General features: G+C 49.3%; 2 protein-coding genes. Both read right to left on the minus strand.

All coding sequences use genetic code 11. The features are described from left to right. Window positions 1–279 precede the first annotated feature (279 nt). Window positions 280–1,773: a cell division protein ZapE gene (gene zapE / locus BMY98_RS26445; protein ID WP_074893739.1), complete on the minus strand. Its 1,494-nt coding sequence runs from the start codon at window positions 1,771–1,773 to the stop codon at window positions 280–282. Between the two features lie 177 nt (window positions 1,774–1,950). Then, complete coding sequence (locus tag BMY98_RS26450) at window positions 1,951–2,163, minus strand: hypothetical protein (RefSeq protein ID WP_074893740.1); 213 nt, start codon at window positions 2,161–2,163, stop codon at window positions 1,951–1,953. Window positions 2,164–2,857: the final 694 nt, after the last annotated feature.

Raw genomic sequence — 2,857 nt, forward strand, 5'->3', positions numbered from 1 at the left:
CACCTCGGATGAAACGCTTCATGGGCGATCCTTTCGATGAAATCCTCAGAAATCATAGCAAGGGTTTGCGAAGGCGTTTTCACACACTCTGGGCCAATAGCGGTCATCAGGTGTCTACAGAAACAGGGGCTATTCACATGATGAACGCACCAATGCGGGAAAATTGGGGGCAGATGAACATTTAGGCGAAAACCTTCATCTGACCCCAATTACGTTCCGTGTGTTCCCTAGGTAAAAATCTGCCATAGGTTCAATGGTTTGCAAGGTAAAGAGCTTTCGTCATTGCCGTCCCCATTCCTTTCCACCCATTTCTACCAACCGAGACGCGGCTCGTCGAAAGGAAAAGGCGAGATCATTGGCGGCCGATAATTGTGCCAGTGACACGCCACTTCGACCCGTCGCCGACCACTCAAATTGTTCACCCTCTTTGGTGCGAATCATGGTCGTCGCAAAGGAACTCGAGTTCCCCCCCTTCTCACTGACAAACAACTCTTCATTTCCATCACTGCTTTCAACTTGCGCTTCAAACTCGACAAATAATTCATCGAGCGGGACTTTTGCCGCTAGCACCAAGCGGGTGCGAGATTCATAACACACGTCAATGAGGGTCACGAATCGTCGCGCTTCGTCGAGGTGATTGGCGTCTAATTGCGGCACCCGGTCCATGATGAGGACCTGAAATCGGTCGCAGAGGGAAATATAATCGGCCGCGCCGAGTGGTTGGTAGCATAACTCGGAAAAGTCAAACCAGGCGCACCGGTCATTCAATCGGGCGACCTGGACGGTGCGACCGAAGGGTACGTGAATGGCCTCGGCCTCAGTTTCGGATGCAGTGCCACCAAATATTTCTTTCAACTGCGCCTGCATGTTGTTATCACTATTATTATCGCCGTGAACATCCTTGTTTGACCAAAAATAGGATTGACCATCAGCTCGAGTTTCGAGTCGATAATCCTTGGCGGAATCCTCCATGGAGATAATGTCGAACGTGTGTTTTAACATGTCCATGAATGGCAAAAAGAGGGATCGGTTAATGCCTCCCTCATACAAGGCATCGGGGGAGCGATTCGAGGTGGCCACCACCACGACATTCCAATCTAATAATAATAAAAAAAGTCGTTTCAAAATCATGGCATCGGCAACGTCTGTTACTTGAAATTCATCGAAACAGAGGAGTTGGGCTTCCTGTGCCAATTGCTGCGCAATGATGGGTATCGCATCATCTCGTGGGTGCTTCTGTTTGTAGACAAAGATTCGATGATGGACGTCTAGCATGAATTCATGAACGTGGACACGGCGTTTGGTAATTTTGACGTGTTTGAAGCTGTGGCTGTCATTATTACAGCAAGAATCATCAGGAACATTAACCGACGCGTAAAAGAGATCCATTAGAAAGCTCTTGCCGACCCCGACCGGTCCATGAATGTACATGCCTCGCGGTGGTGGACCAAAAGACCACAAATGGAATTTCTTTCGAAGAAAGGACTGAGCGGATGCCAAGGATCGCGTCAGTAACAGTAACAGCGGACTGCTGCTTTTAGAGCTGCTCTCTGTCGGTCTGTCGGTGCGCAGGGGTACTGGTGGGAGCGAGGTAAGAGACTCGTGCAGGGCATCGAGTTTTGCCGCCAGAGCGACTTGCGCGTCATCTCGTCGCACCTCCTCCGCATCCACCTTGCGTTCATACGCCGCTGTCACGGGGCCTGTCGGGAGGGACCGCCGAGCAACGCGATGTTGTGCTGCCATATTCTTCATCACCGTCTTCATAATCAACATGATGAGTTTATCAACATGGTAAGGAAAGTACGATCAAGTCCGCTTCTTCCCGCTTTTTTCGATTGTCTCAGGTCTACGAGTATTTGGGGTCAGAAGAAGATTAATGGGAAACCTTAATCTGACCCCGATTTCCGTCCCATTTGCGTCCTAACATTTATTTAGGCTTTCACTGGTTAATTAATCACTGCTGTCGTGCCAAAAAACATCACCCTCATCCATGTCGTCGGCGTCTGGACTTGCTTTATTTTGGTTTGGATTAAGTTGTTTTCCACGATTCCCTTGCGCTTGGTCATATTGCAGGTTTGTGCCAGCCGAGCCTTTATTGGCGTTAGTTTGATTTCCTTCATTATCTTTCGGATGAATTTTATTTAAGAGTTCACTTATATCCATTAGATATTCCTTGTGAGATAGGGGTTGTGTGGATGACCCACGGTTTCTATGTGTGGCCTAACGTTTGGTTAAGGGGCGGGCTTTAGCCCGTCCCAGCGAGCGCAGCGAGCGATTTGAACCAGTTGTTAGACGCTCGGATGTACGCATAATTTAAAGCACCACTTTCCTGCTTGTAGCGCGTTGCGCGATAAACCTGGCAAAACGCAATAAATTTGATGTTTCGATGTGGCTGACAAACTGCAATTTCAACGTGCCCCGATAGTGGCGGCGGACGTTCAGTAAACGCAAATCTTGAACCGCTGTAAACCCGAGAGCAGTGGAGCGATGTTGCGAATGTACGCGGTGCGAAACCTAATTAAGCGGAATGCCATTGTCTAACTATTAAATAGACACCAAATGGTGTGATAACGCTTTCACGGGTTTGGTGGATAACATTCCTTGTCCTCTTTGCTTTCCCCTTCTTGTTCGGGTGTTGCAGCGGTCGGATGACCTTATAAGGAGTTATGCACCATGGGTGGAGAGCCACGATAGCTTCGCAGATGCGCGAACGAATTCGCTTCAGACACTACTCGAAACGCGCTGAGCAAGTCTATTCCCAGTGACTGCTTTTGGCCCAGAGTGTGTAAAAACGCGGTGGTGTACTGTCGGCGCGCAGCGCCGAAGGTTGTTAGCCGCGGAGCTGCTCGCAACAAGC

This window comes from Pseudomonas graminis, from assembly GCF_900111735.1.
In the GTDB taxonomy this organism is placed as follows: Bacteria; Pseudomonadota; Gammaproteobacteria; order Pseudomonadales; family Pseudomonadaceae; genus Aquipseudomonas; species Aquipseudomonas graminis.

What these genes read in the sequence shown, in the direction of transcription:
- zapE (WP_074893739.1), bottom strand. Translation starts at nt 1,773, where the DNA reads ATGTTGATTATGAAGACGGTGATGAAGAATATGGCAGCACAACATCGC.
- BMY98_RS26450 (WP_074893740.1), bottom strand. Translation starts at nt 2,163, where the DNA reads ATGGATATAAGTGAACTCTTAAATAAAATTCATCCGAAAGATAATGAA.